This is a genomic window from Psychrobium sp. nBUS_13 (assembly GCF_051201665.1).
Lineage (GTDB): Bacteria > Pseudomonadota > Gammaproteobacteria > Enterobacterales > Psychrobiaceae > Psychrobium.
Map to the genome: position 1 here is coordinate 2,928,528 of NZ_CP179210.1, position 25,358 is coordinate 2,953,885.

At 40.2% G+C, this 25,358-nt stretch carries 26 protein-coding genes and 5 tRNA genes; 14 read left to right on the top strand and 17 right to left on the bottom strand.

The window, feature by feature from the left end; translation table 11 throughout:
* Nucleotides 1-11: 11 nt before the first annotated feature.
* The 3 genes from ACMAZF_RS13465 (at nucleotide 12) to ACMAZF_RS13475 (ending at nucleotide 1,768) form a co-directional block, all read left to right on the top strand.
* Nucleotides 12-455 carry an LPP20 family lipoprotein gene (locus ACMAZF_RS13465; protein WP_435274315.1) on the top strand — a complete coding sequence of 148 codons (444 nt, stop codon included), beginning with the start codon at nucleotides 12-14 and terminating at the stop codon, nucleotides 453-455.
* A gap of 5 nt (nucleotides 456-460) precedes the next feature.
* On the top strand, nucleotides 461-1,633 hold the full coding sequence (locus ACMAZF_RS13470) for a flagellar assembly protein T N-terminal domain-containing protein (protein WP_435274316.1): 1,173 nt from the start codon (nucleotides 461-463) through the stop codon (nucleotides 1,631-1,633).
* Between the two features lie 58 nt (nucleotides 1,634-1,691).
* Nucleotides 1,692-1,768 (top strand) — tRNA-Arg (locus ACMAZF_RS13475).
* 6 nt (nucleotides 1,769-1,774) lie between these two features.
* On the opposite strand, the gene ACMAZF_RS13480 is transcribed toward ACMAZF_RS13475, so the two are convergent.
* The 7 genes from ACMAZF_RS13480 to ACMAZF_RS13510 form a co-directional block, all read right to left on the bottom strand.
* Nucleotides 1,775-1,948 carry a hypothetical protein gene (locus ACMAZF_RS13480; protein ID WP_435274317.1) on the bottom strand — a complete coding sequence of 58 codons (174 nt, stop codon included), beginning with the start codon at nucleotides 1,946-1,948 and terminating at the stop codon, nucleotides 1,775-1,777.
* 327 nt (nucleotides 1,949-2,275) lie between these two features.
* Nucleotides 2,276-2,566: a hypothetical protein gene (locus ACMAZF_RS13485; protein WP_435274318.1), complete on the bottom strand. Its 291-nt coding sequence runs from the start codon at nucleotides 2,564-2,566 to the stop codon at nucleotides 2,276-2,278.
* Between the two features lie 68 nt (nucleotides 2,567-2,634).
* Nucleotides 2,635-3,270 carry a DUF2913 family protein gene (locus ACMAZF_RS13490; protein WP_435274319.1) on the bottom strand — a complete coding sequence of 212 codons (636 nt, stop codon included), beginning with the start codon at nucleotides 3,268-3,270 and terminating at the stop codon, nucleotides 2,635-2,637.
* Nucleotides 3,271-3,339: 69 nt separating this feature from the next.
* Nucleotides 3,340-5,658: a DPP IV N-terminal domain-containing protein gene (locus tag ACMAZF_RS13495; RefSeq protein ID WP_435274320.1), complete on the bottom strand. Its 2,319-nt coding sequence runs from the start codon at nucleotides 5,656-5,658 to the stop codon at nucleotides 3,340-3,342.
* 60 nt (nucleotides 5,659-5,718) lie between these two features.
* Entirely contained in the window at nucleotides 5,719-6,090 is a 372-nt protein-coding gene (locus ACMAZF_RS13500; protein WP_435274321.1) for a ribosome recycling factor family protein, read from the bottom strand.
* Nucleotides 6,091-6,146: 56 nt separating this feature from the next.
* Nucleotides 6,147-7,205, bottom strand: a complete 1,059-nt coding sequence (locus ACMAZF_RS13505; RefSeq protein ID WP_435274322.1) for a bifunctional transcriptional activator/DNA repair enzyme AdaA — start codon at nucleotides 7,203-7,205, stop codon at nucleotides 6,147-6,149.
* A 194-nt stretch (nucleotides 7,206-7,399) separates the two neighbouring features.
* Complete coding sequence (locus ACMAZF_RS13510) at nucleotides 7,400-8,185, bottom strand: sporulation protein (RefSeq protein WP_435274323.1); 786 nt, start codon at nucleotides 8,183-8,185, stop codon at nucleotides 7,400-7,402.
* 390 nt (nucleotides 8,186-8,575) lie between these two features.
* Here ACMAZF_RS13510 and ACMAZF_RS13515 point away from each other — a divergent pair, with 390 nt between their 5' ends.
* From ACMAZF_RS13515 to istB, 3 genes are all read left to right on the top strand, one after another.
* Entirely contained in the window at nucleotides 8,576-9,025 is a 450-nt protein-coding gene (locus tag ACMAZF_RS13515) for a hypothetical protein (RefSeq protein ID WP_435274324.1), read from the top strand.
* A 235-nt stretch (nucleotides 9,026-9,260) separates the two neighbouring features.
* Nucleotides 9,261-10,808, top strand: a complete 1,548-nt coding sequence (gene istA / locus ACMAZF_RS13520) for an IS21 family transposase (RefSeq protein WP_435274325.1) — start codon at nucleotides 9,261-9,263, stop codon at nucleotides 10,806-10,808.
* Between the two features lie 10 nt (nucleotides 10,809-10,818).
* Nucleotides 10,819-11,565, top strand: coding sequence for an IS21-like element helper ATPase IstB (istB, locus tag ACMAZF_RS13525; RefSeq protein ID WP_435277219.1), 747 nt, complete (start codon nucleotides 10,819-10,821; stop codon nucleotides 11,563-11,565).
* Between the two features lie 237 nt (nucleotides 11,566-11,802).
* On the opposite strand, the gene ACMAZF_RS13530 is transcribed toward istB, so the two are convergent.
* From ACMAZF_RS13530 to ACMAZF_RS13560, 7 genes are all read right to left on the bottom strand, one after another.
* A complete protein-coding gene (locus tag ACMAZF_RS13530; protein WP_435274326.1) occupies nucleotides 11,803-12,192 on the bottom strand; it encodes a hypothetical protein in 390 nt (129 codons plus the stop codon).
* A 161-nt stretch (nucleotides 12,193-12,353) separates the two neighbouring features.
* Nucleotides 12,354-12,929 (bottom strand): YdeI/OmpD-associated family protein, encoded by a 576-nt coding sequence (locus ACMAZF_RS13535; protein WP_435274327.1) that lies wholly within the window; start codon nucleotides 12,927-12,929, stop codon nucleotides 12,354-12,356.
* Nucleotides 12,930-12,967: 38 nt separating this feature from the next.
* The gene (locus ACMAZF_RS13540) at nucleotides 12,968-13,354 is read right to left on the bottom strand and encodes a hypothetical protein (protein ID WP_435274328.1); all 387 of its coding nucleotides are present in this window, start codon (nucleotides 13,352-13,354) and stop codon (nucleotides 12,968-12,970) included.
* 58 nt (nucleotides 13,355-13,412) lie between these two features.
* The gene (locus tag ACMAZF_RS13545) at nucleotides 13,413-14,072 is read right to left on the bottom strand and encodes a Bax inhibitor-1 family protein (protein ID WP_435274329.1); all 660 of its coding nucleotides are present in this window, start codon (nucleotides 14,070-14,072) and stop codon (nucleotides 13,413-13,415) included.
* Between the two features lie 392 nt (nucleotides 14,073-14,464).
* Nucleotides 14,465-14,728, bottom strand: coding sequence for a hypothetical protein (locus tag ACMAZF_RS13550; protein ID WP_435274330.1), 264 nt, complete (start codon nucleotides 14,726-14,728; stop codon nucleotides 14,465-14,467).
* A gap of 79 nt (nucleotides 14,729-14,807) precedes the next feature.
* Nucleotides 14,808-15,815, bottom strand: coding sequence for an alpha/beta hydrolase family protein (locus ACMAZF_RS13555; RefSeq protein WP_435274331.1), 1,008 nt, complete (start codon nucleotides 15,813-15,815; stop codon nucleotides 14,808-14,810).
* 148 nt (nucleotides 15,816-15,963) lie between these two features.
* Nucleotides 15,964-16,575 (bottom strand): tRNA-uridine aminocarboxypropyltransferase, encoded by a 612-nt coding sequence (locus tag ACMAZF_RS13560; RefSeq protein ID WP_435274332.1) that lies wholly within the window; start codon nucleotides 16,573-16,575, stop codon nucleotides 15,964-15,966.
* A 132-nt stretch (nucleotides 16,576-16,707) separates the two neighbouring features.
* Here ACMAZF_RS13560 and rrtA point away from each other — a divergent pair, with 132 nt between their 5' ends.
* Nucleotides 16,708-17,400 carry a rhombosortase gene (gene rrtA / locus ACMAZF_RS13565; RefSeq protein ID WP_435274333.1) on the top strand — a complete coding sequence of 231 codons (693 nt, stop codon included), beginning with the start codon at nucleotides 16,708-16,710 and terminating at the stop codon, nucleotides 17,398-17,400.
* On the opposite strand, the gene uvrB is transcribed toward rrtA, so the two are convergent.
* The gene (gene uvrB, locus ACMAZF_RS13570) at nucleotides 17,397-19,382 is read right to left on the bottom strand and encodes an excinuclease ABC subunit UvrB (RefSeq protein WP_435274334.1); all 1,986 of its coding nucleotides are present in this window, start codon (nucleotides 19,380-19,382) and stop codon (nucleotides 17,397-17,399) included. The genes rrtA and uvrB overlap by 4 nt on opposite strands.
* Nucleotides 19,382-20,791 carry an MATE family efflux transporter gene (locus tag ACMAZF_RS13575; protein ID WP_435274335.1) on the bottom strand — a complete coding sequence of 470 codons (1,410 nt, stop codon included), beginning with the start codon at nucleotides 20,789-20,791 and terminating at the stop codon, nucleotides 19,382-19,384. The genes uvrB and ACMAZF_RS13575 overlap by 1 nt, the downstream gene beginning before the upstream one ends.
* Nucleotides 20,792-21,656: 865 nt before the next feature.
* Here ACMAZF_RS13575 and ACMAZF_RS13580 point away from each other — a divergent pair.
* The 5 genes from ACMAZF_RS13580 (at nucleotide 21,657) to ACMAZF_RS13600 (ending at nucleotide 22,885) form a co-directional block, all read left to right on the top strand.
* A tRNA-Asn gene (locus ACMAZF_RS13580) sits at nucleotides 21,657-21,732 on the top strand.
* A gap of 72 nt (nucleotides 21,733-21,804) precedes the next feature.
* Nucleotides 21,805-21,880 (top strand) — tRNA-Asn (locus ACMAZF_RS13585).
* A 64-nt stretch (nucleotides 21,881-21,944) separates the two neighbouring features.
* Nucleotides 21,945-22,020, top strand: a tRNA-Asn gene (locus ACMAZF_RS13590).
* Between the two features lie 234 nt (nucleotides 22,021-22,254).
* A tRNA-Asn gene (locus ACMAZF_RS13595) sits at nucleotides 22,255-22,330 on the top strand.
* A gap of 339 nt (nucleotides 22,331-22,669) precedes the next feature.
* A complete protein-coding gene (locus ACMAZF_RS13600) occupies nucleotides 22,670-22,885 on the top strand; it encodes a DUF6500 family protein (protein WP_435277245.1) in 216 nt (71 codons plus the stop codon).
* A gap of 272 nt (nucleotides 22,886-23,157) precedes the next feature.
* Here the strand turns inward: ACMAZF_RS13600 and ACMAZF_RS13605 are convergent, their stop codons facing one another.
* Nucleotides 23,158-24,036: a DMT family transporter gene (locus ACMAZF_RS13605; RefSeq protein WP_435274336.1), complete on the bottom strand. Its 879-nt coding sequence runs from the start codon at nucleotides 24,034-24,036 to the stop codon at nucleotides 23,158-23,160.
* 186 nt (nucleotides 24,037-24,222) lie between these two features.
* Between ACMAZF_RS13605 and rsxA the strand changes: the two genes are divergently transcribed.
* Nucleotides 24,223-24,801 (top strand): electron transport complex subunit RsxA, encoded by a 579-nt coding sequence (gene rsxA, locus ACMAZF_RS13610; protein ID WP_435277246.1) that lies wholly within the window; start codon nucleotides 24,223-24,225, stop codon nucleotides 24,799-24,801.
* The gene (rsxB, locus tag ACMAZF_RS13615) at nucleotides 24,801-25,358 is read left to right on the top strand and encodes an electron transport complex subunit RsxB (protein ID WP_435274337.1); all 558 of its coding nucleotides are present in this window, start codon (nucleotides 24,801-24,803) and stop codon (nucleotides 25,356-25,358) included. Before rsxA ends, rsxB begins: the two co-directional genes overlap by 1 nt.

The window sequence follows — 25,358 nt, forward strand, 5'->3', positions numbered from 1 at the left end:
AGGAGAATATAATGTTTCGATTATTAACCATAATAATTAGTGTTGCATTAGTTTGGGGCTGTACATCATCGTCTCAGATAAAATATTACCAAGAAGCGCCTAAAAAGTTTGCAAAGTTTTATGCCACAGGCTATGCCCCTATCAACAGTCAGATGGGCGACAATAAAACTCAAAAAGTGTTACAGGCCATTAAAGCCTCAAAACTCGAAGCTTATCGTGAGCTCACCGCACAAGTTCACGGCCATCAAATTGATAGCCAAACTCAATTACGCGAATTAATGATTGCAGACTCATCATTAAGTGCGTCTGTTCGTGGTCTTATTCGCGGTGCTAAAGTCGTAAAAAGCTACCCTGTCAGCGATGAAATTTATGCCACTGAATTAGAGCTAGACTACAAAAACCTTTACCTTCTTTATAATTCTACGGCAATGCCTCGCCGTGTAATCAATGAGTAACGCTTATGACACGCTTACTGCTTATTTGTATTCTATATTTGAGTGTCAATATCAACGCTAGCGCACAATGGTTTGATGCTAAAGGCCGCGCTACCGTAGTGAATGACGATAAAGATATTGCGCGAAATATGGCTGTACAAGATGCATTGCAGCACGCTCTGTTATACACAGGTGCACAAGTTAATTCTATAAGTCAGCTATCAAATGGACTCCTAAATTCTGATCGATTTGAAGTACGTTCAAGTGGCAGTGTCAGAAATTTATTATTGGTAAGCGAAGAAATCATTGATGGCGTCATGACCGTTCAAATCCGCGCTGATATCATGCCTAGTAAATCAACCTGTCACGCATCTACTACAACAAAATATATTGCACTGACAAAATTTCCATTACGAAATCGTCAACAAGCAGTTAATGGCGCAATTTTTGACGTTGGTAGTGAAAGTGCACAGCAATTATTTGAACAAATGTCAGTATTCAAAGGCAGCTATCTAGCGAGTAAATTATTACCTATTAATCAAGTTATAGCTCCTCACAGTCAACCATTTATCTCTGACCAATCAAACACATCTGCACCGCAATTACTTGCAGCTCAAGCAGATAGCCAATATTTATTAACCGGTGAAATACAAGATGTGTCATTGGCTAAACCGACATCTAAATGGTTTGGCATGGCGAACAACAACCCAATGCGTCAATTTATTGCATCCTACACGTTATTTGATGGTTTAACCGGCGAAAAAGTATGGAGCAAACGCTATAGCACTCAAGCCCCTTGGACCTTTGAAAGAACTGAAAAGATAGATCCCGCAACGCAAGAGTTTTGGTCAAATGTTTACGGCGCATCTATTGTTAGCCAGTTTAAACAACTTACCAATGATCTGAATATTTTTATGCAGTGTCAAAATTTGCGTGGCCAAGTTATCAAAGTTGATAATGAATTTGTTACCGTTAACCTTGGCAAGCGCCACGGGCTTAAAGTCGGAGATGAATTAATGGTACATCATGCAACGCAGTTTACGGATAATCGCGGAATTTTGCGTCAATCAACACAGGTTAACGGAACAACTTTGCAGATCAGAACAATTTATAACAACCATCTAGAGGCCATCGCAAAAGACGGTCCTTTATATGGCGATATCCAAAGTGACGCTATTGTTTCATTGAAACCGAACTAAGTGATATGAAAAATCATTAGAATTACCTAGGTTAATCAGGTATTTTGTACTGCTTACAGTCCTCGTAACTCAGCTGGATAGAGTGCTAGCCTCCTAAGCTGGAAGCCGCAGGTTCGAATCCTGCCGAGGACGCCACTTCTTTTATTGAGTATTGCCAGCTAACCTATCTGGCATTCCATACTTCGCTAAAATCTTTTCGAGCTCACCACTCTTTCGCAAGCGTTGGATACCTTCGTTCATAATAGCGGCCAATTTCTCACTCTTTGGCTTCTTTGGTGAAAATAGCATTCCAGCATATTCCTTATACCATTGCATTAAGTAAGTGATCTTGTTGTGCGTAGAGAAAATCAGCTAAAACAAGGCGCTCGATTGATTAATAGCTGGCTATTAGGATTGAGAGCAACGCCATTTTAGTTAATTTTAACAAGTACAAGTGGGCAAATATTTAATGCAATTGGTATTAATCTCACTATTGGGTATAGACAACAATTAGCTACAACAGCGCCTAGAATTAACAGCACCATAATAATTACCGATGGCATTAAATCGTCCTAAATCTGCCGTTTTGAACGATGACATTTGGTTTTTCTTAAAGGAAAGGTAAGCAAAACCTTTAATCATCAACATCGGTGATTTAGGCGTTCAGAAGCCCTCTTCAGTTTTTCCATGTTGATAAAAAGTAAAAACCATACCATCACTAATACCAGACTTAACCAACCGTTTAGCTCGCAGCCAACTGTCTATTCTTATGAAATAAACTGTATGTTTTGACTCTTTAAATAATGCCTTAATGATGTCGATGGCGACGCCTTCTTTGCCATTTTCCAAATGAGCGTCACATGTATAGGGACAATACGGATTCCAAATAAACTCATAATCTTGCGCGCGCGCAGTAGACTGACAAAGTGAACAGAATAACAATACTACAATCATTCTTACCATCTATCGCCTAACCTCACTACTGCTGCTCAATTATCGTTCATAAACCTTACCATGTTCCGTTAAAAGTCCGAAGAAAATTCAGCTATCGACGGATAATTGTTGTTCGCTGCAATAACGTATTGGCCATGAAACTTAACTACCGATTTATAATCACTGAGCTTGAAACACAATATGCCACAATCATAAGCCGCTTTAAAAAAGTGCTTATTATCACCACGAATAAATAGATTAATTTGATTCACTAACAGGCCGTTTTCATCAAACGCTTTTTCAAAACTCTCATTATCAACAACAAGTGATGATGAACACTGCATTTTTACGGCCACTTTTTTACGACCTAAATGCTGATAACTAACTTGCCAATCAGTTGTCTCTATCGCGTTAAATAGCGTTAACAAACCGTCTTTAGTCATTGCATCATTAATATTATTCACATACTGATAATCGTGTTTAATAGATTCGAACTGATGCTTAAGGTTGGCAGCTTGGCCAAGTGTACGGGCTGACTGTTGCCATTGCTTTAACAGTGGTGACATACAAAGATCAAAACGTTTATTCTTAATTGCTTGAGTTACCCACAAACTCAAATAGTGACTTTCGCTCACAGGATCATTAGACGATGATTCCGCCAGTTCAGCTAATGCCGTCGTTGTTAACAGGGTTAAATGCTCTTTAAATAACAAAGGTCTCTCCAAATAAATTCCATAAAAAAACGCGACCTATAAAGTGCCGCGTTTATTGGTAGCTAAAATACGTGATTGTAGTTATTTTTGCTCGCCAAAACTAAATTCTTTTGGTGGCTTCTTACCCATCAGGTGCTCAACAAAATAGTCCCAACGTTTACGCATCATATAAGGTTCACGTGCAAACCCATGACGGCGATTCGGTAACATTAATAAATCAAAGTCTTTATTGGCTTTAATTAACGCATCAACCACAATCAAGGTATTAAACGGCGGTACGTTATCATCTAATGTACCGTGCGCTAATAACAACTTACCTTTTAAGCCATCAACAAATAATGGATTAGACTGATTGTCGTAGTTAGTGGTGCCATCTTCGTTTTTCTTGAACATGCCCTGCCATTTTTCGCCCCAAGGATCAGCGTAGTTACGGTTATCATGGTTACCTGCACCAGATACCGCTACTTTGTAGAAATCAGGGTAACGTAAGATAGCGTTTGTTGATGCAAAACCACCGCCTGAATGTCCCCAGATACCGACTCTGTCTAAATCAATCCAGTTGTATTTCGCGCCAAGTTGCTTAATGGCAGATACTTGATCAGGCACACCGCTGTCGCCCATGTCACCAAAGTAGAACTCATGGAATGATTTAGAACGCATTGGCGTACCTAACGCATCTATCTCAATCAAGATAAAGCCAAGTTCAGCCATTGCTTGCTTATCACCGCGAGAAGCGCGGAATGAACGCGAGCCAATACTGCCCGTTTGTGGACCAGGGTAAAGGTAGTTAACAACTGGGTATTTCTTCGATGGATCAAAGTTCGAAGGTTTGTACATCAAACCATGGATATCATGCTTGCCATTGCGATCTTTAACCACAAAGGCTTCAGGTGCTCGCCATGCAGTTGCTTGCAGTTCACTAATATCAGTTTTCGCCAGTGCAACAGCTACTTTGCCATCACTGTTGCGAACAACGCTAGTCGTTGGCATGCTTGGTGTTGAATAAGAGTCTACGAAGTAACTGCGATCGTCACTTAGCTTAACGCTGTGATCACCCTGCTCTGGAGTTAGCAGCGTTAAGCCACTACCATCAAATTTTGCTTTGTAGAAATATTGGAAATACGGATCGCCTTTCTCACGTCCAGCGCCAGTGAAATACAGCTCGCGATTTTTCTCATCGATAGCGCGAACTTGTAACACGTTCCAGTTGCCTTTAGTTACGGCATTTTTAAGCGTGCCAGTGCCTAAATCGTAAAGATATAAATGGCCCCAATCGCTACGCTGTGAAAACCAAATCACTTCGTTCGACTTTGGAAGGAAATGCCAGTTGGCTTTACCTTTACCAGATTCAAAGAACGTACTCGCTTTCTCGTCAAGAATCGTCGCTACTTTACCTGATTTAGCATCTGCCACTTTAAGCGTTGCTTGATTGTGATCACGTGTCACTGATACGTAAGCAAGTGAATCACTGGCTTTGTTCCACAGCACATCTAACATCTTGCCGCGGCTATAAACGTGGTCAGTTACCGTTGAACGTTGGAAATCTGGCTTATCTTGCAAACGAACAACTTTCTTGCTGTCTACATCAATAATCACACGTTCAAGCATAAAGATATCTTTATCACCTGGTAGCGGGTACTTCCAGCTATCCAATGTTGGATGGCCAACATTAGTCGTCACCAAGTGCATCGATTTTACATTGCGGCCGTCGTGTTGGAAGGTGGCGATTTTTTTAGAATCCGGTGACCACATCATTACGGGTGTTTTAGAACGTAACCAACCCGCGTTATTAGTACCGTAACCAAAATCTTCAACACCATCTTTAGTCAACTGCGTTTTCTTGCCGTTAGCTAAATCTAATAACCACAAGTTATTGTCTTTAATGAACGCCGCTTTTTTGCCATCAGGTGACACAACTTGCCCAGCTTCAGAAAATTTATCAGCCGCTTTATCACAACTTAGTGGACTTAACTGACATTCCATCGCATTTTTACCAACGCGGAAATTAATGTCTTGATTGTTGTTAGCAAAGGTAAAGGCTTTGAAAGGCAGTGTGATGGCGGTATATGTTTCATCGTCATTTGATAAAACCTTCGCCAACGCAGCGTGATCAAATGCCGCTGTTTTAGTGCCTTTAGCCGCGTTAGCAATCACAAATTGATGACCGCCTTTAACCGCTGTTCTATAGGCTAAGCGGTTATCGCCAAGCCATTGAGTTGCCTCAACAGTGCCATAAACAAGCTTATTAGTATGAGAACGTAACTGACGTTCAGCGCGCTGGTAATCACTGAGTGATAACGAATCATCAATGACTGGCGTATTACTGGTGGTCACACACCCAGATAGCAATGTTACAACACTCGCTGTAACCATCGACATCCCAAATTTGGTTCTTAACATAGTTAATCGACCTATTATTGTTATTAGTTTTAGACGGGCGCAATTTTACGCTAAATTGCGTTATTCATCCATCCATTCTGCTTCATCAAGCACTTCTCTCGCTTGCGCTAATGTGCAATCGGTTAATGCGATAAGTTGATTGGTCGAAATGGATGGATTGCGCTTAATAAGCGCGAGTAATTCTTGCTGCGTCAATGACTGACGCTGCTGTCGAAGTAAGGTAGAAAACCACAACCAGCTTGGCTGCTGTGCGTTTTCTACTTCTTCTACAATATGGGATATTTGTTTGGCATCAGCAATTAACATCCAATTTCTTGAACGCCCTTTACGCGACAAATGAGCGCCACTGTCACGGATAATTGCTTTTAATAAATAGGCATCAAAACACTTTCTTACAAATGCGTTTAGGATGATTTTGGTTTTTTCAGCCACGATCTACGGGAAATGTTTTTTAAAGGTAAGGCATTCTACCAAAATCCGCTAGAAACTCATCCGTTTTTGTTAGCGGCTTCATGGTCCAGCAACCATTTTTTACGCGCTAAGCCACCAGCGTAGCCAGTTAAGCTGCCATCTTTACCAATCACTCGATGACAAGGTATAACAATCGCAATACGATTTTGACCATTTGCACTGGCAACCGCACGCACCGCCTTTTCATTGCCTAAGCGCTGTGCTTGGCCAATATAGCTAGATGTCGTGCCATAAGGAATATCACGTAACCCTTGCCAGACTGACTCTCTAAACTCAGTGCTTGGTGTGTATAACGTTAAATCAAACACTTCACGTTCACCTGCGAAATATTGTCCAAGCTCTATTTTCGTTTGCGCAATATGTTCATTCTCACCAGCCATCATCACCCCATTTAGGCGCTTTTGTAACTCATCAAATTCTGCTTTTAGATTCTTACGATCATCAAACTCAATCAAACACACCCCTTGCTGTGTTGCACAGACAAACATAGGGCCAATAGGCGTTGTTAAGCGGTCAATTAAAATAATAATCTTGCCATCGGCAGTCGTTGGCGAGTGACCTGTCATCTTCTTAAAGGCGTCATTAAAACCACTTAACGACTCATAACCACTTTCAAAAGCAGTATCAATTGCTTTTTTGCCAGCATCTAATTCTTTTATCGCGTTATTCATTCGCATCATTCTCGCATAAGACTGAAAAGTCATTCCATAATGTTTATTAAACCAGCGCCTTACTGTTTCAGGGCTTATCCCCTGTTCTTTAAGTTGCGTGTCAGTAACCTTCTCGCCTAAGTTATTTTTTACCAAGGCCACCGCTTGCTTCACCACATCAGGCATTTCATTAGCCTCTTGCAACGGCTTACACACCTTACAAGGCCGAAAGCCCGCCTTGACCACATCATCAAGCTTGGTATAAAAATCTACATTCTCTTTTTTAGGTTTACGAGCATGGCAGGTCGCAATACAAAAAATCGACGTCGTTTTTACCGCCACGTAAAAGCTACCCACATAACTCGGCTGACGTTCACACAGCGCCTTATAAAAATCGTCGATTAATTGGGGTTGGGTTACTAACATCTCATACTCTATGACAAGCCCACGAATAAAAAAGGCTATTGCTTAACAGATTAATATTAAGAATAGCCTTTGTTGCCAACTCGTCACAACCGAAAACTGGACAAGCATTTTTTAGAACTTTTGTTTAGCTTTGTCAGCTTAACCATTTCAGCCAAACTATTACTACATAACAATCGCCGCTTAGCAATCGTAGTTTAGCAATGCTCATCAATGGCATGATGCAAAACATCAGTCACTGACTCTAAATCGTAGTCTTGAATTTCAACCCACAGTTTAGTTTCGTCGCGGCCAATCATTGAAGCAAAGAAACCACCTAGCCCTTTTGCCTTGCGATCGACTTCAACCATCAGCTCTAATGAGTCATCATGATTAACCATCAACATTTCAACTTCATCAACACGGCCTCTGAAATCACCTGAGTGTGCTTTAAACTCAAACTCCTGAACAAAGCGACCGCCAAGCGCGCTGCTCTCTTCATTTTCAACTTCACCTAAGGCAAAACCAAGTTGACTCATCGCTACCAGCACAGCGTTTTGACGCTCGTTTGGCACCACATGCAGCATATCTTTGTCTGACTTATCCAGCGCGTAATCGATATCTAAATCCGTATCCACCCACACACGTGATTGACCGAGTGATAGCGGCGTATTAGCGGGTAATGGAATTTCAAAATCAAAACTCAACTCTTGCCCTTCTTCAACATCAAAACTATCAGACACTTTATAAGACGCTAACACCGGCGTGTGCTCAACAATACGTTCGTGCTCATTGTCATCATCATCGGTGTAAGTTTCTTCACTGAAATAGTTACAACAGACATTAATCTTAATGTGATTGATGTGCTGCTGCGTTGAACCACCATCAACCTGTACTGTTCCTGCTAGAACCTGCGTTGGCGCAACTTCTGGGTTATGAATAATGGTATCTACTTTGGCGCTGCCAATACCCACTGACGATAAAACTTTCTTGAAAAATGACATAATTATCCTTGTGTCTAAATCGATGTTAATCACTGTTGCAGGCTAATCTACCCCATTATCGAGATAATTACACCTTATTAGACAAAGCGAATAACATCATTATTCTCTTGTAAAAATCGTGCAGTTTGATGCACGTTTTCTACATCACGTTACTTTTAATAGTTTGATTTAATAGGAATTTATTAAAATCGCCTGCGCCATACATTGCACAGGCATGCTATGTATGACGCAATGCTCACTTTCTCCAAGAGAAAAAGCCGATAATAATTACAACGTTAGAGTTTAAAACTTTGATTTATAATCAGTTTATTATTAGATTTGCAGGTAATATTAAAAATCGCGTGATGTTTCTATTGTGCATGCGCGATAAATACACTGTTAGAGGTATGTATGAATATTAATGAAGCTCTAGAGTGGGTAAAGAGAATAGAAAATCTGCCTGATATCTATAGTGCTATTGAAGATGCTGTAATCGCAGTTATTAATAGTTACTATTTAGAGCTTATTGAAGTTGAAAAATTAGAAGCTGAAATAATTTCTAAAAAAGAATACGAAGAACGAAGCCTTGATATTCACATGGCTACAAAGAGAAAAATTCATAGCAAATATTGGTCAAACTCTGCAGGTTTTTATCAGCCATGTTCTACCAGCAGTCATCCAGATCATGTTTGGGAAGCCCTGAGTGATATTGAAGTTTATCAAAACGGAGACGATGATAATCAACTATTTATATTTAGGGGAAAATATAAAGACCCTAGCCACGGCGTTGTGACAATGAGGGTTTATATTCTAAAAAGATTTTGGAATGAGCTCAAAATTGAGCATGAATTTTATGGATAAACCTCTAACAAGTTTAGGCACAGCGAATTGTCTCCGCTACTGCATATTCTTATGGATGTTGATCACCTGTTCTCATCGAAACTGATCACACATTCTCATTCAAGCTGATCACCTTTTCTCATTGATGTTGATCACTGATTTTAGCTAGGCTAATTTCAAATGACTGCTTTCAATACTGCCATTTTGCATTGTTATAACCGCATAATGTTTACTCCATTTTTATCAAGGAGTCGTTATGCCAGCAGAGTCAATATCAATGCGAAAACTTAAAGAAATACTTCGATTAAAATATGAAGCCAAGTTATCACACCGTAAAATCGGTACAAGCTTGTCTATCTCACCCGGTACTGTATCGACCTATGTCAACCGCGCTAAGCTCATGGGTATAGAGGAATGGCCGTTGCCACCAATTTGGGACGACATCAAACTCAATAAGTGCTTTTTGCAAACCAAAATCCAACCTAGGACTGCGATCCCGCTGCCAAACTGGTCACAATTCAATAGTCAATTAAAGGGTAAAGGCGTTACTAAACAGTTGCTGTGGCAAGAGTATGTTGAGCGAAATGCCACTAATCATTATAGCTATCCGCAGATGTGCCGTATTTACAAAGACTGGCTGTCACGTCAACAACCGTCGATGCGACAGATTCATAAGTACGGTGAGAAGTTGTTTATTGATTACTGTGGCCCAACAATCCCCATTGTTAACCCACAAACTGGTGAATTTCGCGGCGCACAAATATTCGTTGCTGTGATGGGTGGTACTAATTTTACCTTTGCTGAAGCGACGCTATCCCAACAGCTTGAAGATTGGGTAATGAGCCATGTTCGAGCATTCGAGTTTTTAGGTGCCATTCCCGATATTATTGTGCCTGACAATTTGCGTTCAGCGACAACAAGAGCATGTAAATATGACTCTGACTTAAACCCAACATATCAGCAGCTTGCTGCACATTATAATGTAGCAATCATTCCAGCAAGACCGTTGCGGCCCAAAGACAAGGCTAAAGCTGAAAATGGTGTGCTGATCGTCGAACGCTGGATAATGGCGGTATTACGCCATGAAACATTCTATAGCTTAACGCAGCTCAATCAGCGGGTCAGCCAATTACTTGTGAAGTTAAACACCAAGCCTTTCCAGAAACTGCCAGGAAACAGAACAACAGAGTTTAATACCCATGAGCTGCCCGCCATGAGGCCTCTTCCGAGACACGCTTACCAGTACACCTACATAAAAAAGGTCAAAGTAAATGTTGATTACCATATTGAAGTGAATAAGCACTATTACTCAGTGCCGTATGGGCTACTTAAAAAGCAAGTCGAGGCGCATGTCAGTGATAAGACTGTAAAACTTTATTATCAAAATCAATGTATTGCCCAGCATCTTCGTTCAATCCGCATCGGAGGTTACAGCACTCAAGTGGAGCATATGCCTAAGGCGCATCAAGATTACGCTAAATGGACGCCAGATCGCTTAAAACAATGGGCGAGTACGCTCGGTGAGTATGTCTCGCAGTGGGTCGACTATCAATTGCACAGTAAAGCTCATCCACAACAAAGCTATAAAGTCTGCTTTGGCTTACTGAGCTTAAACAAGGTCTATTCAAAAGAGCGCCTAAACGCGGCATGTCAACGGGCCCTAGACACTGGAGGTTACCGACTAGCAAACGTAAAAATCATACTGAAAAAGAACTTAGACCAAGAAAAACGTGAACCTAAGCAAATCGATCTATTGGCAGATATCAAGCATGACAATGTCCGTGGACAAAAATACTACCATTAAGGGAAATATGATGAATATCGAATTAACTCAACAGCTTAGTAATTTACGTTTAAGCGTCATTCTCAGCAGCCTAACGCGCCAAGAAGAGCAGCCACATTTATATAGTGACTTAAGTTTTCATGATCGGTTATCACTATTGCTGGGAGAAGAAATTGCAACCAGGGAGCAACGTAAGATAGAGCGCCTAGTCAAGCATGCTAAATTTCGATTGGCTGCTCATCCAAGTCAAATCGATTACCGAGCGAGCCGTGGCATTGTTAAATCACAAATTAGCAGCTTGCTTGAAGGACATTGGCTTGAGCACCATCAGAACCTTATTTTTACCGGCGCGACAGGCTGCGGCAAAACCTTTTTAGGCTGTGCTATTGGGCATTACTTTTGCCAACAGGGCATACCAGCACGCTATTACCGAATCAAAGGGCTGCAAGAGCAGCTACGGCAAGTTCACGGCGAGGGAAGTTATCCTCGGTTCCTTGCCCAGCTCAATAAGACACCGATCTTGATCTTGGATGATTGGGGAATGGAAATGTTGACGAGTCAGCAGCGCAGCGATCTTCTAGACATAATAGACGCACGACACGAACAAGGTTCAATGATCATAATGAGTCAGCTGCCTGTGGCTAAGTGGCATGAACTGATCGGTGAAGCCACCTATGCAGATGCCATTATGGATCGGCTTATTCATCGTTCACAGCGTTTTGAGTTACAGGGAGAATCAATGCGAAAATTAGAAATGAACTTGACGGAGACGTCGTGATCAATTAACAATGTTACCGAGCCGCAAAATGGCACCGAAGAGTGATCAGTATGGATGAGAACAACTGATCAGCTTCGGTGAGAATGAGTGATCATCTTCATGAGAATACACACTCAACATCAGCATTAAACCAACGTAGAAGAAATAATGTTAAAGCCATTACTATGCACATGACTATAGCCGTTGTTAAATTTTTCATGGTAAACAACATATCATTCCCTTTAAATGAAGTTAGTATTAAAGCGTATTATAGGCGTTATAATTAGGCCTGCATTCATCATCGACATTAAATTCATTAGCTGATGCACAATGAGCAAATTGCTCATTACTATCCCTACCGACAAACTCTTTCATTTCTCCTACTAATAACTTGAAGTTTTCAAGCTCGGCTATCGTGCAAATATTCGTTTTTTCTTTTTGATGGCATCGTTTAGATGACACCTTTAAAAAACAATTGTCAGTATCGCTCTCTACACATTTGAATTTAGCCGTTTCATTAACGATGGAGATATTGACCGTCATCATCACCCCATCTTTATAAGTTGTATCAGTGTAATCAGAATGGCGTATCGATGTATCACAACCTATAAGTAGTATTGAAGTGAAAAAAAATAATATAATTCGCATGCAAATATCCCTATGTATAAGCCCTAACATTTTAAAACTAGAGTATAACTAAGCTACTCTATTCTGATTAATTTCAGTGCTTAAGTTTATTCCACTTACTGTAATGGTGCAAATTAATGTCAGACAAGCACAAATATCCGTTCTTTTTCGCGCATGCACTATTATCTTGGCTTTTCATTCAACTCAAGCATCTTGATGTATTTATTAAATCGTCGCGCTCTTGTGTCGGCTTTTTTCGCACTGGTTAACCCATGAGCAATGGTGCATCGATCTGATTTATTAAGCGTGTCATAAAATGTTTTGGCGATTGGAATATCTGCCAACGCAGCAATAAAATCTTCTGGCACGGTCATTTCACTCACTGCATAAGCATTTTCCCACCGTCCATCAGCTTTAGCGGCAGTGACATGTAAAAGACCAGACGCTTGCATTCGTCCTAAATGAATCAGTTCTTCAACGTGTTTTCTATTTTTCTTAGACCAATTACTTTTCGATTTTCTTGGGGTAATACGTTGAAGATAAGCTTGGTCATCGACAGATTTTTTAATGCCATCGATCCATCCCCAACAAAGCGATTCAACCACAACATCATCCCAAGTCACGCTTAGCACGCCAGTATGCTTTTTAAAGATTCTTATCCATAACTCAGTTTCATTCGCATGATTATTCTCAAGCCACAACCCTAATTGCTGCGACTCTTCAAATGTCAGTATTTTTGTAGGATCAGGATTTGGCATTAACTTATCTCAAGTGAATATATTGGTGTCTTTGGTTATTAAAAGGGGGTATCGGACGAACTAAATCCTAAATAAACCAACCCCAAGCCACATAGCTGAGCGACAATACCGATAGGTATAAAATATCGGCCAATCTTTGCGGTAAGGGAGGCAAAATTGCGATGTCTTTCACTGCCAATAACAATCAGAAAAAGACCGACGAAGCATAAAACGCCGCCGATTACCTGCATTACAAGTGGATATGACGTTTGTTCTGAAAATAGCAGTAATAAAACGCCAAGTGTTAATCGACTGACGATTTCAAATAAATGAAACCAAGGCTTATTGCTAAATTCGGTAATGCCCTTAGCGAAAGCATCAGGCTTAGCCACCATCATACAGCCAAATACAAACATACCGCTGCCGAATAAAACTAGAAGAAACATACAACTCCAATGTAGTTTGAGAGTATTTTTCCCCTCAAACTACTTCATGATTTGTAAACTAACGTCTACCCAATATACGTAGAATTCTAAGGAATAGATTAATGATATCCATATATAACGCTGCCGCGCTGTCTACTGCGTTATCATAGGTTTTAGGAATTTGATTCGCTCTGCCCCAGTCATAACCAATGTAACCACAAAAAATGACTGCCACTGCCCAGTCTATCCAATTGTGATGAATGCCAAATACAAAAATCTGTACTAACTCAATAACAATAACCGCCAACAAAGCAACGGTTAACGCACCTGAAATTTTTTGGAAAAACTTAGGGTACATAGAGCCTAGAATCATCATAACCAATGTGACACCACCGGTTATTCTAATAGCTTCCATCACTAAGGTTTCATCATAAACAGAAACCACCATATTGATGATTAACCCAAACGGCACAACCACAAAGTTATAACCTATAAAACTGACGATAGGTTTATCAGAAGAGTTGAACAAATACATGCCAAAGAAACACGAGGCAAAATATCCAATGAAAAACATCCAAGTAGGAATTGATGTCAAGCTAGCGGGGTCAATATTCACAACCATCAGCCAATTAACGAAAAATCCCCAAAACAAGCATAAGCCTATGGTAATGTTATAAGCCGCAGCGCTGATTTCTTGCTCCCCAGCACTGGTGCGATTAAAAACATTTGATTCAAACATAAATAACTATTCCTTCATTTAATCTAAGACTGTTTAAAAGTTAACTCGCTGAATGTTTTACACTATTTGGTTGTAATAAGACAATGAAAAATGCAATTAATGGCAGATTGTTTGATGCTCAAAAAATGACAAGCGGTTGCTTGTGGAATGACTTATGAAATGGTTAATTGCATCAATTAATGATGGAATAATAGGGTGTCGCTGATAAATCAATTAGCTGGTGACAGGCTCTTGTCATGACAACTCCTACTACGCTGATTTAAATCATTTCAAAGCATAGTTGGAATAATCTATCGCTCAATAATCAATGAGAAGTTCTTGCCTGTTCTTTGTTTTATTAACCGCATTAATATACGTTCATATAATTCAGATGAAGTGAACGTTTAGAGCTACTATTGAGGTTTTATCTTATGCCATGTGTTTCTATGATAGGAGATTATTCCCAACACAACGCCACCTATAACCAAAGCGTGAAAACCAGTAATTATACCGGGTACGATAGGAATGGCAGCTAAACATAGCGACATACCAAAACGTCGGCTTTTAGAGTACTCGACTTCTACCAACATTCCTTTACTAATCATAACTTGCTGAATAACCAACGCGATAATCACCATTACAGCAATAATAATTTGAATTGAGCTAATAAATTCCATTTTGTTTCCTTATGATACTTTCTGAGCACAATAATCGTTTGTTCATCATGCTCCTATTTAGATAGTTCACAAATAATTATTATAAATACTTGCGAAACCAAGCCACTAGCTCTTTGTCAGCTTTAGCTTTATTCTTCATAAGACCATGATTATCATTGGCATACACGACAAGTTTATGAGGTATATTTTTTTTGGCTAATGCATCTGCTAATTCGATTGAGCGCTGAACTGAAACACGTTTATCATTTTGCCCGTGCAACAGTAAAATGGGGGTATTTGATGACAACTCATTTGTCCATCTTAAAACCGAGCGTCGTTCTAATTCAGCGACTTTATTACTGCCGTAGTTGGGTATTCGACGAGAGTACACTTTTTCCATCGCAGGACGAAAATGGAGATCTTTAAGTAAATCACTATTACCAGCAATCGTAGCAATAGCCTTGATATTTTTTAACTGTTTAGCGGCTAAGAATGTTTGCATGCCACCGCGGCTTGCTCCAAACATACCTATTCGTTCAGGGTCGGCACCATCTATTTTGGAAATATATTTTAGTAATTCAGTAACATCTTTGACATCTTTACCACCGAATTCATCAAGAAGCTGCCCTTTTTTCTGAGACTGTCTATATTGGCTACCAATGATTACAAAACCTTCATCTGCAACTGAAAACAAATTGTTCATCATAGAACCAAAGACAACAAGGCCATATCGACCATTACCACCTCGGTTATAAATTAATACAGGTAGTTTACCTTTATGCTCTTTTGGCTTGATGACATATCCGTTAACATCAATGCCATCAACCTGATATTCGAATATGCTGCACAAGAGATTTCGCTTATATTTATCAAATGCGTTTTTAGTGAACCGCATGTCGAATCCTGACATAGCGTTTTTTAGCTTATCTTCTGACTTAAATTTTTTACTAAGCTTGTTCTCTATAAAACTTCGCCAAGTCTCGTGTTCAGCAAATATTTGTGAGAAACAGTTACGTTGTTTGGTGATTTCTTTACTATTAATCAGTGCTGTAGCACTACTGTCAAATGATAGAAGGATGACGATAAAAATGAGGAGATACTTATTCACATGAATTCCTTTTCGTGACCAATTAAGTTTATGAAGCCAATAGATATCAGCTATTTGAATATCATACAGCTAAAAATCTTTTTCGGGAACAGGATTGCTGTTTCTATCTATTAGTGTTTACGTAGCCTACTTCTAATGAGCTTATAGACTAATACCGCCCCTGAACATCTTTTGGCATCGACTTGATTTGAAAATCCACCATCGCTTTAAAGCTCGTTAATAAGCCCTCGAATTTGTCACCTTCAACAGTTGTTAATACGCTATGAACAGCTTCTAACGTCGATAAGCTATCACTGCGGGAGGATTTGCGAATACGATAATCACTTTCGTTAATGGCATCAATACCAATGGCAGGGATTTGCGATAAAAATGGATTGAGCTGAAGAATTTTAAAGGCCTTTTTCCAGCTTCCGTCAATGGCAACTAGTTGGTAATCACTTAGCTTGATATCACTGTTTTCATTAATCTGACTTGCTAAATCAGAGGGAGAAATCGCGTTTTCTTGAGGATACAATAACAGGCTCTTCTTAGTAGCAAGTTTTTCTTTAAGTTCGCTGTTGTCAGTAAAGTCTTCACCAACAAACACCTCAATGTTGTTTAATGATAATTCAACAATTTTGGTCGTGCCTTTAGCGTGTTTTACTTCGCTAGTGTGCTGCAAAATAATAACGGATAGTTCATTTTCTATCTGAGTAATAGTGTCACAAAAACAAGCAACGATGGCTCTATTACATTGCGGACAGCGGGCTCTTTTGGTCATATCAATATCAGGTTAATGGCAATTCTTTAATGGGAAGGATTGTAGCATCAATCACACGTTCAACAGGGTTACAATCAGACTTAAATGTGTAACACTGCCCACATCTTTGTAATTGTTGATGATTTTTAGTTAATGAAGCAATTTTATGTGCCCCTCAAATACGCGTTAATGCCGCTAATAATCGCAGTCATTAGTGGTGGTTTATTTTTATTTCAAGAGCACACGCTGCCGGTGTTAGAATTTAGTCGCAGCGCTATTGAGCAGGGAGAATGGTGGCGCTTAATTACTGGCAACTTTATGCATTCCAATCACTGGCATTTACTGCTGAACTTGGGGGGATTGTTGTTAGCGACTTTATTGGTTGGTCACCTGTTTTCATGGCAACACTTTCTCGCGTTATTCGTTAGCAATGGTTTGATGGTTGGTGTGCTAATTTACTATTTTAATCCTGATATTAGCTATTACGTGGGTTTATCCGGTTACTTGCACGGGTTATTCATATACGGCGCACTGTTAGGGATTTATCGCGCTGTCCATTTAAAACAGCTTCTTAACCATCGCTCGTTCAAAACAGATGAGAATGATGATAGCCAGACCCAGTTAGTCACCAAGTGGCGTCGCCGTGTTAAATTTGATGGTGAAACCTACTGGATGTTATTAATTGGTATCGTCGGTAAGGTAGCTTATGAACAGTTCTTTGGTGCCAGTGATGAAATGAGTGAGTTGATTAATGCGAACGTAGCCACCGATGCCCATTTATATGGTGCAGCAGTGGCTATGGTGCAATTTGTAAAACTTGTTTTAGTCCGTCAAATAACGCGTTAACGCGCGAGTACGATAGCATTGAGTTTTTCAATATCATCACGCAATTTAGCGGCGTCTTCAAACTCAAGATTACGTGCATGTTCGTACATGCGGTGTTCAATATCAGCAATTTGTTTTTCAATGTCTTTATTCGACATTGATTGATAAGTTGCTTTATCTTCAGCGACTTGATCTAAGGCTTCATCACCACCTACGTCAAGATAATCGGTAATCTTCTTGTTGAGCCCTTTAGGAACGATTCCATGTTCGGCATTAAATGCTTCTTGAATGGCACGACGCTCGACGGTAGCGTCCATCGCCTTTTGCATTGATTTGGTAATTTTGTCGCCATATAAAATAGCTTTACCGTTGAGATTACGTGCCGCACGACCGATGGTTTGAATAAGTGAGCGTTCAGAACGTAAAAAACCTTCTTTGTCGGCATCGAGAATCGCCACTAATGACACTTCAGGAATATCTAGCCCTTCTCGCAACAAGTTAATGCCGATAAGGACGTCAAATTTACCCAACCGTAAGTCACGAATAATTTCAATACGTTCAACAGTATCGATATCTGAGTGAAGATAACGGGCTTTAACACCGTGTTCATCAAGATACTCTGCTAAGTCTTCCGCCATACGCTTAGTGAGCGTTGTCGCTAAAACACGCTCACTTTTTTCAACACGTTGCAGTATTTCACTATATAAATCGTCAACTTGGGTCGCAACAGGGCGCACTTCAATCACAGGATCAAGTAATCCAGTTGGCCTGACGACTTGTCTGGCAACATCAACGCCAGACTTTTCTAGCTCGTAAGCCGCTGGTGTGGCAGACACATAGATTGCTTGTGGCGATATTGCTTCGAATTCTTCAAATTTTAATGGACGGTTATCAAGTGCTGAAGGCAATCTGAATCCGTATTGCACGAGATTTTCTTTACGCGACCTATCACCTTTATACATCGCGCCAATTTGCGGTACGGTAACATGAGACTCATCAAGAATAATCAAGCCATCGTCAGGCAGATAATCAATAAGCGTCGGTGGCGGCTCGCCAGGCGCGCGGCCCGATAGGTAACGGGAATAGTTTTCAACGCCTGAGCAATAGCCAAGCTCTAGCATCATTTCGACGTCATAGCTGACGCGCTCGCTAATACGCTGCTCTTCAATCAGTTTATTAAGTGACTGGAGCTGAACCTTACGTTCACGCAGCTCATCTTTAATTTTATCGATCGCGCCTAAAATAGTTTCGCGGGGTGTTACGTAGTGCGTTTTAGGATACACAGTAAAGCGAGTGACTTGTCGCTCCATGGCCCCAGTTAACGGATCAAATAAGGTAATGCGCTCAACTTCGTCGTCAAACATTTCAACACGCACGGCATATTTTTCAGAATCTGCCGGGAAGATATCAAGTACTTCACCGCGCACTCTAAAGGTACCGCGCGCAAATTCAATGTCATTACGCTTGTATTGCAGCTCAGCAAGACGGCGTAAAATAGCCCGTTGTTCCATGACATCTCCCTGACGGAAATGTAATAGCATTTTCATGTATGACTCAGGATCGCCCAAGCCATAAATTGCTGATACAGAGGCTATCAATACAACATCTTTGCGTTCAATCAGCGCTTTAGTGGCCGACAAACGCATTTGTTCAATGTGGGCATTTACTGCGGCATCTTTTTCGATAAAGGTATCAGTTGATGGCACATAGGCTTCAGGCTGATAATAATCATAATAAGAAACAAAATACTCAACAGCATTGTGGGGGAAAAACTCTTTCATCTCGGCATAAAGCTGAGCAGCGAGAGTTTTATTTGGCGCAAGAATTATCGTAGGCCTTCCCATTTTGGCGATAACATTGGCCATGGTGTAAGTTTTACCAGAGCCGGTAACACCCAGTAATGTCTGATGCGCTAATCCGGCTTCAATACCATCACACAACTGTTCAATCGCTTTAGGCTGATCACCTGCAGGTTTATAATCACTGACTAAAGAAAACGTCATTAACTCTGTTCCACCTTTGATTCGTCTTCACTTTGATTTGCTTGAGACTCGTTACAGTCATTTCGTTCATCGCAATCACCGAGTAATTGTTTAAGGTTCATGCGCATCAGTATCAAAGCGATTAATCCAGTAAATACGCCTGATAAACTCACACCGATAATCAATCCACGAATATCATCAATGTATCCACCTAAATAAGCTAACGGCAGCATTAATACGAATAAGCGAATAATGTTGAGTAACACCGAAGCCATTGGCTTGTGTAATGCGTTTAGCGATGAGTTCGTCAAAATAGTGATGCCGCCGAATCCATGTGCGATAGGAATGAGCATGAGATAAAGCACAATAATTTCAACCACTGATTTATCATCAGCAAAAGCGTTAGCTATCATTGATGAAAATACTAATAACACGAGATAGATAGCCGCTTGCCATACCATCACAAATTTTATGCTGGAGTAATAGGCTTCTTTAACTCGTTTGTAGTGTCCTGCTCCGTAGTTTTGGCTAATAAACGGAGGCAATGACATCGACATCGCCAACACCACAATCATGGCAAAAGATTCAATACGACTACCTACACCAAATGCAGCAACCGCTTCACTACCATAAGTTGCAACGATAGCCGTTAAAATACTCGATGAAATTGGCGTCATCATGTTTGACGCTGCCGCAGGTAATGCAATGGTCAACACCTTGGAGGCTGACTCTTTCATTTGTGCGAAATTATAACCCCAACCAAGCATGTCGTAGGTATAGGTAACGCGGTAGAAAACAATAACACAGCTTACAACGCTTGATAAAATGCTGGCAATGGCCGCCCCTTCAATGCCCATCGCTGGTATTGGCCCAAAGCCAAATATGAAAATCGGATCTAACACAGCGTTAATCACCGCACCAATGCCCATGACTTTAGCTGGGGTTTTGGTATCACCAGATGCACGCATTACAGAATTACCAATCATTGGCATTATGATGATTAAACTACAAAACAGCCAAGGCGACATATATTGACGAATCAATACAAGGTTTTCTTCTTTAGCGCCCATTAACGTGAAGATAAAATCGTGTTGCCACCAGCCTATCATCGCTAAACTAAATATAAGTACGGCTGAAAGTCCCATCGATACCGATGAATGTTGGCGTGCGCGCTCTTTGTTATTTTCACCAAGCGTCTTAGCGACGACAGCTGACACGCCAATCCCCATACCAATAGCAAGACTTATCAGCGTAAAGGTCACAGGAAAGGTAAAACTAAAAGCCGCCAATGCATCAGTGCCAAGCATACTCACGTAAAGTGTGTCGACGATAAAGAAAGACATCATCAGGATCATGCCGTAAAGCATGGGGATCGTCATATTCTTGATTGTCGAATTTACAGGAGCATTTAATAAGGTGGCTGGATTCATCAATAAACCGTAATAAAAAATCGGATGCTCATCCTATCAGATCGTGACTTTACAATGAACTCAAAATGACGGCCTAGATAACATATTTGCGTTACAAGATATTACCTATCGATCGCGATCAAATTTCAGCCAAAATTTATTATAAAATCATGCCATTTAATCGTTGACAAATTTCAACCCCTTATCGATTGAGGCTTTAAAAAATATTTAATACAGATGTCATAATAGGTGCCAATGTTTTGGCTGAATAAAACTTATCCAATGTGAAAACTGTAAACTTTCAGATAAAAAGTCAACCCCAAATAAAACACTGACAAAAATCACAAACTCCCTCTTGTGATACTATTGACTTGAAGTAACCTCATGAAAGTAAAGACCTTTACCAATTCGAACAAAAATCAGCAAAAAAGTATACAACTCCCACTGTGGCGGGCTTTGATCGACTTCTAAAAGTTTAATAAACATAGTTATCCACAGATTTGGTGGATAACCACTTACACCCCTTTTTCTCATTGGGTTTGTGGCTATGTGTAAGGCAATGGAAATTATTCTCAAAAAAAATTAATTCAATAAATTAAAAAATATTGATCATTAATTTTTGATCTTTTACCAGGATCTTTTCTTAATAAAGCAACATTAATAGTGATTGTTTTTTTGACGATCTTACCGTCATTTTAAAATCAGCAGAAAGCAATGCTGCTTTGCTGAGCGTGTAACAACAATCCCGACGATTACCTAATGAACGAAGTGGCGAAATCTACCTCTATTTGTTTAAGTGTTGCACAAACAAACATTTTTTAAAGATCCAGTGTTGACAGCCAAGCAAGCAGTCTTTAATATGCGCTCCGTCTTCACCGACAATCATTCCCCAATAGTTCAGTTGGTAGAACGGCGGACTGTTAATCCGTATGTCGCTGGTTCGAGTCCAGCTTGGGGAGCCATTACTTTTTTATTAAAGTAATAAATAATCTTTCTACCGAGATTATGTGTTTGATTTTAGGTGATTTTGTGATTCCCCAATAGTTCAGTTGGTAGAACGGCGGACTGTTAATCCGTATGTCGCTGGTTCGAGTCCAGCTTGGGGAGCCATTACTAATTAATCGAAAACACTTTCGATTTGTATTGAAAATGGCTATTCACAACAAATAGTAATTCCCCAATAGTTCAGTTGGTAGAACGGCGGACTGTTAATCCGTATGTCGCTGGTTCGAGTCCAGCTTGGGGAGCCATTGCTACTTTAAGTGTTTTCGAACGAAAAAAGAATTTAACAGAAATGTTAATCCACTCTTTATTTCACACTAGTTCGAGTCCAGCTTGGGGAGCCATTGCTACTTTAAGTGTTTTCGAACGAAAAAAGAATTTAACAGAAATGTTAATCCACTCTTTATTTCACACGAGTTCGAGTCCAGCTTGATGAGCCGTTATCTTAAGATAAACTATTTGACTATCAGACAATTCAAGATTCCCCAATAGTTCAGTTGGTAGAACGGCGGACTGTTAATCCGTATGTCGCTGGTTCGAGTCCAGCTTGGGGAGCCATCTAATTTATTAAAAATAAAAAATCTTCTATAAACAGTCTCTACTGTTAATCCTTATTTTATCTCATCTCGTTTCAAATTCAGTTTACAAAACTATTGCTACTTTAAGTGTTTTCAATTGAGTTTAGACATCAACAGAAATGTTAATCCCCTCTTTATTTCACACTGGTTGAGTCCCGCTTGGGCAGCCATCTAGTGCATTCAAAGTTCTCAAAATTTATTCTATAAACAGTCTCTACTATTAATCCCCTATATCTCACATAACTTCGATTTTTAAGCCCACTAATTATTTTATAAAAATGTACAATAGTTCCATTAAAATTAAATTGGAGTGAAAACAGTGCGAGCGAGTTTACGTCAAAAGATCATTGAGGTGTGTGATAAGAAGATAGCGAGTAAAGGTGACAATGTTGGACTGTCGTTTTACGCCTTTTTTGCCAATAAAAATGACAATCCAGAATTATTAATGGAAGCAGCAACATGGTGGATTCAAATTCATCAACTCGACCACTTTGAAAAAGCACTAAAAATAAAGACAATGGTTGAGGAAATGTAAAGGAAATTTCAACTAAATGTAAAAGTGATCAAAGGTGCTTGCTAGGTGATAATGTGAGCACTATGATAAGCGTGTTTACACATCAAGGAATAGAAACGTGATATCAATGAAAAGCTTCTCAATAATACTCATGAGCATAGGGATTATTTCAGGTGCAGGGCTTTTATTTGTACTACTGGACACTAGTAGCAACGCTCACCTGCCCTTCGACAACCTTCGTTGGTTTTTAATTATTCCCATTAGCGCATTAATTAGCGGTATTGTACTGTCTTTTAACCTCGACGCTTCGTCTGGCTAATATACAAACCGACACCAACAATGCCACAAGCGAGCAATTGAAACGTCGTCAATTGCTCATCTAGAATTAACCACGCCAAAAATAACGTAAATACTGGAATCAAATTAATAAACGCCCCAGCGATGGTGACTGGCAATTTAGTGATTGCCAAGTTGTAGCACAGGTAAGCGCCCAACGTGACAGCACATCCCAAGTAAAATATTGCCGCGAGGCCAGATACGTTTATCTGCGTTGGCCAAGGCTCAATAAAGGTAAAACAGCTAAAGAATATCAAGCCAATAAATGCAGGAAACGCCGTTAAAAACATTGGTGAATAACGACTGCTAAAACGTTTCAATAGTACAGAGTAAGCTGCCGCACACCCCATAGCTAAGAACTCAAGAAAATTACCTAACATGGGATTGGGGGCAGACTCTGTCGCTTCACTACCAAAGGATAATGCCACTACACCACTAATAGACACCAAGAAACCAGCGAGTTGGTGCTTGGTGATTTTCTCCCCCAACATATAAAACGCAAGCACTGCAATAATTAGGGGGCTTAGCGAGCTCACCATTCCCGCTTCTGAAGCACTGGTGAGTTGCAACGCTTTTGCTTCCAATACAAAATATAAACAGGGTTCAAGTGCCGCTAGCACTAATAACAATTTCCAATCACCCGCTCGATACTCGAATCGCATCACTTGTTTGATAAACATCAGAAAACAAATTGAGGCAATTAACATACGCGCCCAAATAACTAACATTGGCGAATAACTGGCAAATGCAATCTTCAAAGCGATAAACGAGCTCGCCCATAACAACATGGCAAACACGAGCAATAACATGGAGGAAAAATACGGTGACTTATGCATAAGATTGAAGAGTAACTATCGCTAAATTGGCGTCAGTGTAATTGAAATTAGTGATTTGGCAAACACAACATCATGACTTGCATCAAACCCTAATACTTTTCCCTAGTACACCTATAGGATATGTGGTTGTTTATCGGTGAATAAACACGGATAATATGCGCTATTAAAAATACAATGAAAGCAACCATGGTCGAATATTTTTTACTGTTAATTGGCACAGTTCTGGTGAACAACTTTGTGCTGGTTAAATTCTTGGGGTTATGCCCGTTTATGGGGGTATCGAGTAAGCTCGAATCCGCCATCGGCATGTCTATGGCAACCACGTTTGTATTAACCATCGCCTCGTTGTGTAGTTTTTTAGTCAATGAATTTTTACTTGTTCCCCTCGAATTAGAATATTTACGTACCTTAAGCTTTATTTTGGTTATTGCCTTTGTTGTTCAATTTACAGAAATGGTAGTGCGCAGTACCAGTCCTGCATTGTACAAAATGCTCGGTATTTTCTTGCCTCTGATTACCACCAACTGTGCGGTACTTGGTGTCGCATTGCTAAATACCAATGAAGCGCATAACTTTATCGATTCAATTATCTATGGTTTTGGCGCAGCGGCAGGCTTTTCGTTAGTGCTTATTTTATTCTCTGCAATGCGTGAGCGCTTAGCTGCGAGCGATGTACCTATGCCATTCAAAGGCGCATCGATTGCCATGATCACCGCAGGGCTTATGTCGTTAGCGTTTAGTGGATTTAGTGGGTTAGCAAGCTAATGTTGAGTGTTGTATTAATAGCGATCGCCGTTCTCGGCTGTCTCGGACTTATCTTTGGCATGGCACTAGGCTTTGCATCAATAAAATTCAAAGTACAAGAAGATCCTGTTGCGGAGAAAATTGATAATATTTTGCCGCAAACTCAGTGTGGTCAATGTGGATACCCTGGTTGTAAACCCTATGCAGAAGCTGTTGCCAATGGTGATGACATCACTAAATGTGCACCAGGTGGCCAGCAAACAATCGAAACCATTGCCGAGATTATGGGCGTTGAAGTCCCTGTTGCAGGTGATTCTGCTGAGCCAGTAAAAACCGTTGCATTTATCATCGAAGAAGACTGTATTGGCTGTACCAAGTGTATTCAAGCATGTCCGGTTGACGCTATTTTAGGAACAACCAAGCAAATGCACACCATTATTGCCGATGAGTGCACAGGTTGTGATTTATGCGTCGAACCTTGTCCTGTTGATTGTATTGAAATGATCCCTGTGGCGCAAAAAACGAATAATTGGAATGGTCAGTTGAACATTATTCCTGTGAAGCAGTTGGAGTCTTGA

Excerpts from the sequence above, each read along its gene's own strand:
- ACMAZF_RS13465 (WP_435274315.1), top strand. The coding sequence starts at position 12 with ATGTTTCGATTATTAACCATAATAATTAGTGTTGCATTAGTTTGGGGC.
- ACMAZF_RS13470 (WP_435274316.1), top strand. The coding sequence starts at position 461 with ATGACACGCTTACTGCTTATTTGTATTCTATATTTGAGTGTCAATATC.
- ACMAZF_RS13480 (WP_435274317.1), bottom strand. The coding sequence starts at position 1,948 with ATGCAATGGTATAAGGAATATGCTGGAATGCTATTTTCACCAAAGAAG.
- ACMAZF_RS13485 (WP_435274318.1), bottom strand. The coding sequence starts at position 2,566 with ATGATTGTAGTATTGTTATTCTGTTCACTTTGTCAGTCTACTGCGCGC.
- ACMAZF_RS13495 (WP_435274320.1), bottom strand. The coding sequence starts at position 5,658 with ATGTTAAGAACCAAATTTGGGATGTCGATGGTTACAGCGAGTGTTGTA.
- ACMAZF_RS13505 (WP_435274322.1), bottom strand. The coding sequence starts at position 7,205 with ATGTTAGTAACCCAACCCCAATTAATCGACGATTTTTATAAGGCGCTG.
- ACMAZF_RS13510 (WP_435274323.1), bottom strand. The coding sequence starts at position 8,185 with ATGTCATTTTTCAAGAAAGTTTTATCGTCAGTGGGTATTGGCAGCGCC.
- ACMAZF_RS13515 (WP_435274324.1), top strand. The coding sequence starts at position 8,576 with ATGAATATTAATGAAGCTCTAGAGTGGGTAAAGAGAATAGAAAATCTG.
- istA (WP_435274325.1), top strand. The coding sequence starts at position 9,261 with ATGCCAGCAGAGTCAATATCAATGCGAAAACTTAAAGAAATACTTCGA.
- istB (WP_435277219.1), top strand. The coding sequence starts at position 10,819 with ATGAATATCGAATTAACTCAACAGCTTAGTAATTTACGTTTAAGCGTC.
- ACMAZF_RS13530 (WP_435274326.1), bottom strand. The coding sequence starts at position 12,192 with ATGCGAATTATATTATTTTTTTTCACTTCAATACTACTTATAGGTTGT.
- ACMAZF_RS13535 (WP_435274327.1), bottom strand. The coding sequence starts at position 12,929 with ATGCCAAATCCTGATCCTACAAAAATACTGACATTTGAAGAGTCGCAG.
- ACMAZF_RS13540 (WP_435274328.1), bottom strand. The coding sequence starts at position 13,354 with ATGTTTCTTCTAGTTTTATTCGGCAGCGGTATGTTTGTATTTGGCTGT.
- ACMAZF_RS13545 (WP_435274329.1), bottom strand. The coding sequence starts at position 14,072 with ATGTTTGAATCAAATGTTTTTAATCGCACCAGTGCTGGGGAGCAAGAA.
- ACMAZF_RS13550 (WP_435274330.1), bottom strand. The coding sequence starts at position 14,728 with ATGGAATTTATTAGCTCAATTCAAATTATTATTGCTGTAATGGTGATT.
- ACMAZF_RS13560 (WP_435274332.1), bottom strand. The coding sequence starts at position 16,575 with ATGACCAAAAGAGCCCGCTGTCCGCAATGTAATAGAGCCATCGTTGCT.
- rrtA (WP_435274333.1), top strand. The coding sequence starts at position 16,708 with ATGAAGCAATTTTATGTGCCCCTCAAATACGCGTTAATGCCGCTAATA.
- uvrB (WP_435274334.1), bottom strand. The coding sequence starts at position 19,382 with ATGACGTTTTCTTTAGTCAGTGATTATAAACCTGCAGGTGATCAGCCT.
- ACMAZF_RS13575 (WP_435274335.1), bottom strand. The coding sequence starts at position 20,791 with ATGAATCCAGCCACCTTATTAAATGCTCCTGTAAATTCGACAATCAAG.
- ACMAZF_RS13605 (WP_435274336.1), bottom strand. The coding sequence starts at position 24,036 with ATGCATAAGTCACCGTATTTTTCCTCCATGTTATTGCTCGTGTTTGCC.
- rsxA (WP_435277246.1), top strand. The coding sequence starts at position 24,223 with ATGGTCGAATATTTTTTACTGTTAATTGGCACAGTTCTGGTGAACAAC.
- rsxB (WP_435274337.1), top strand. The coding sequence starts at position 24,801 with ATGTTGAGTGTTGTATTAATAGCGATCGCCGTTCTCGGCTGTCTCGGA.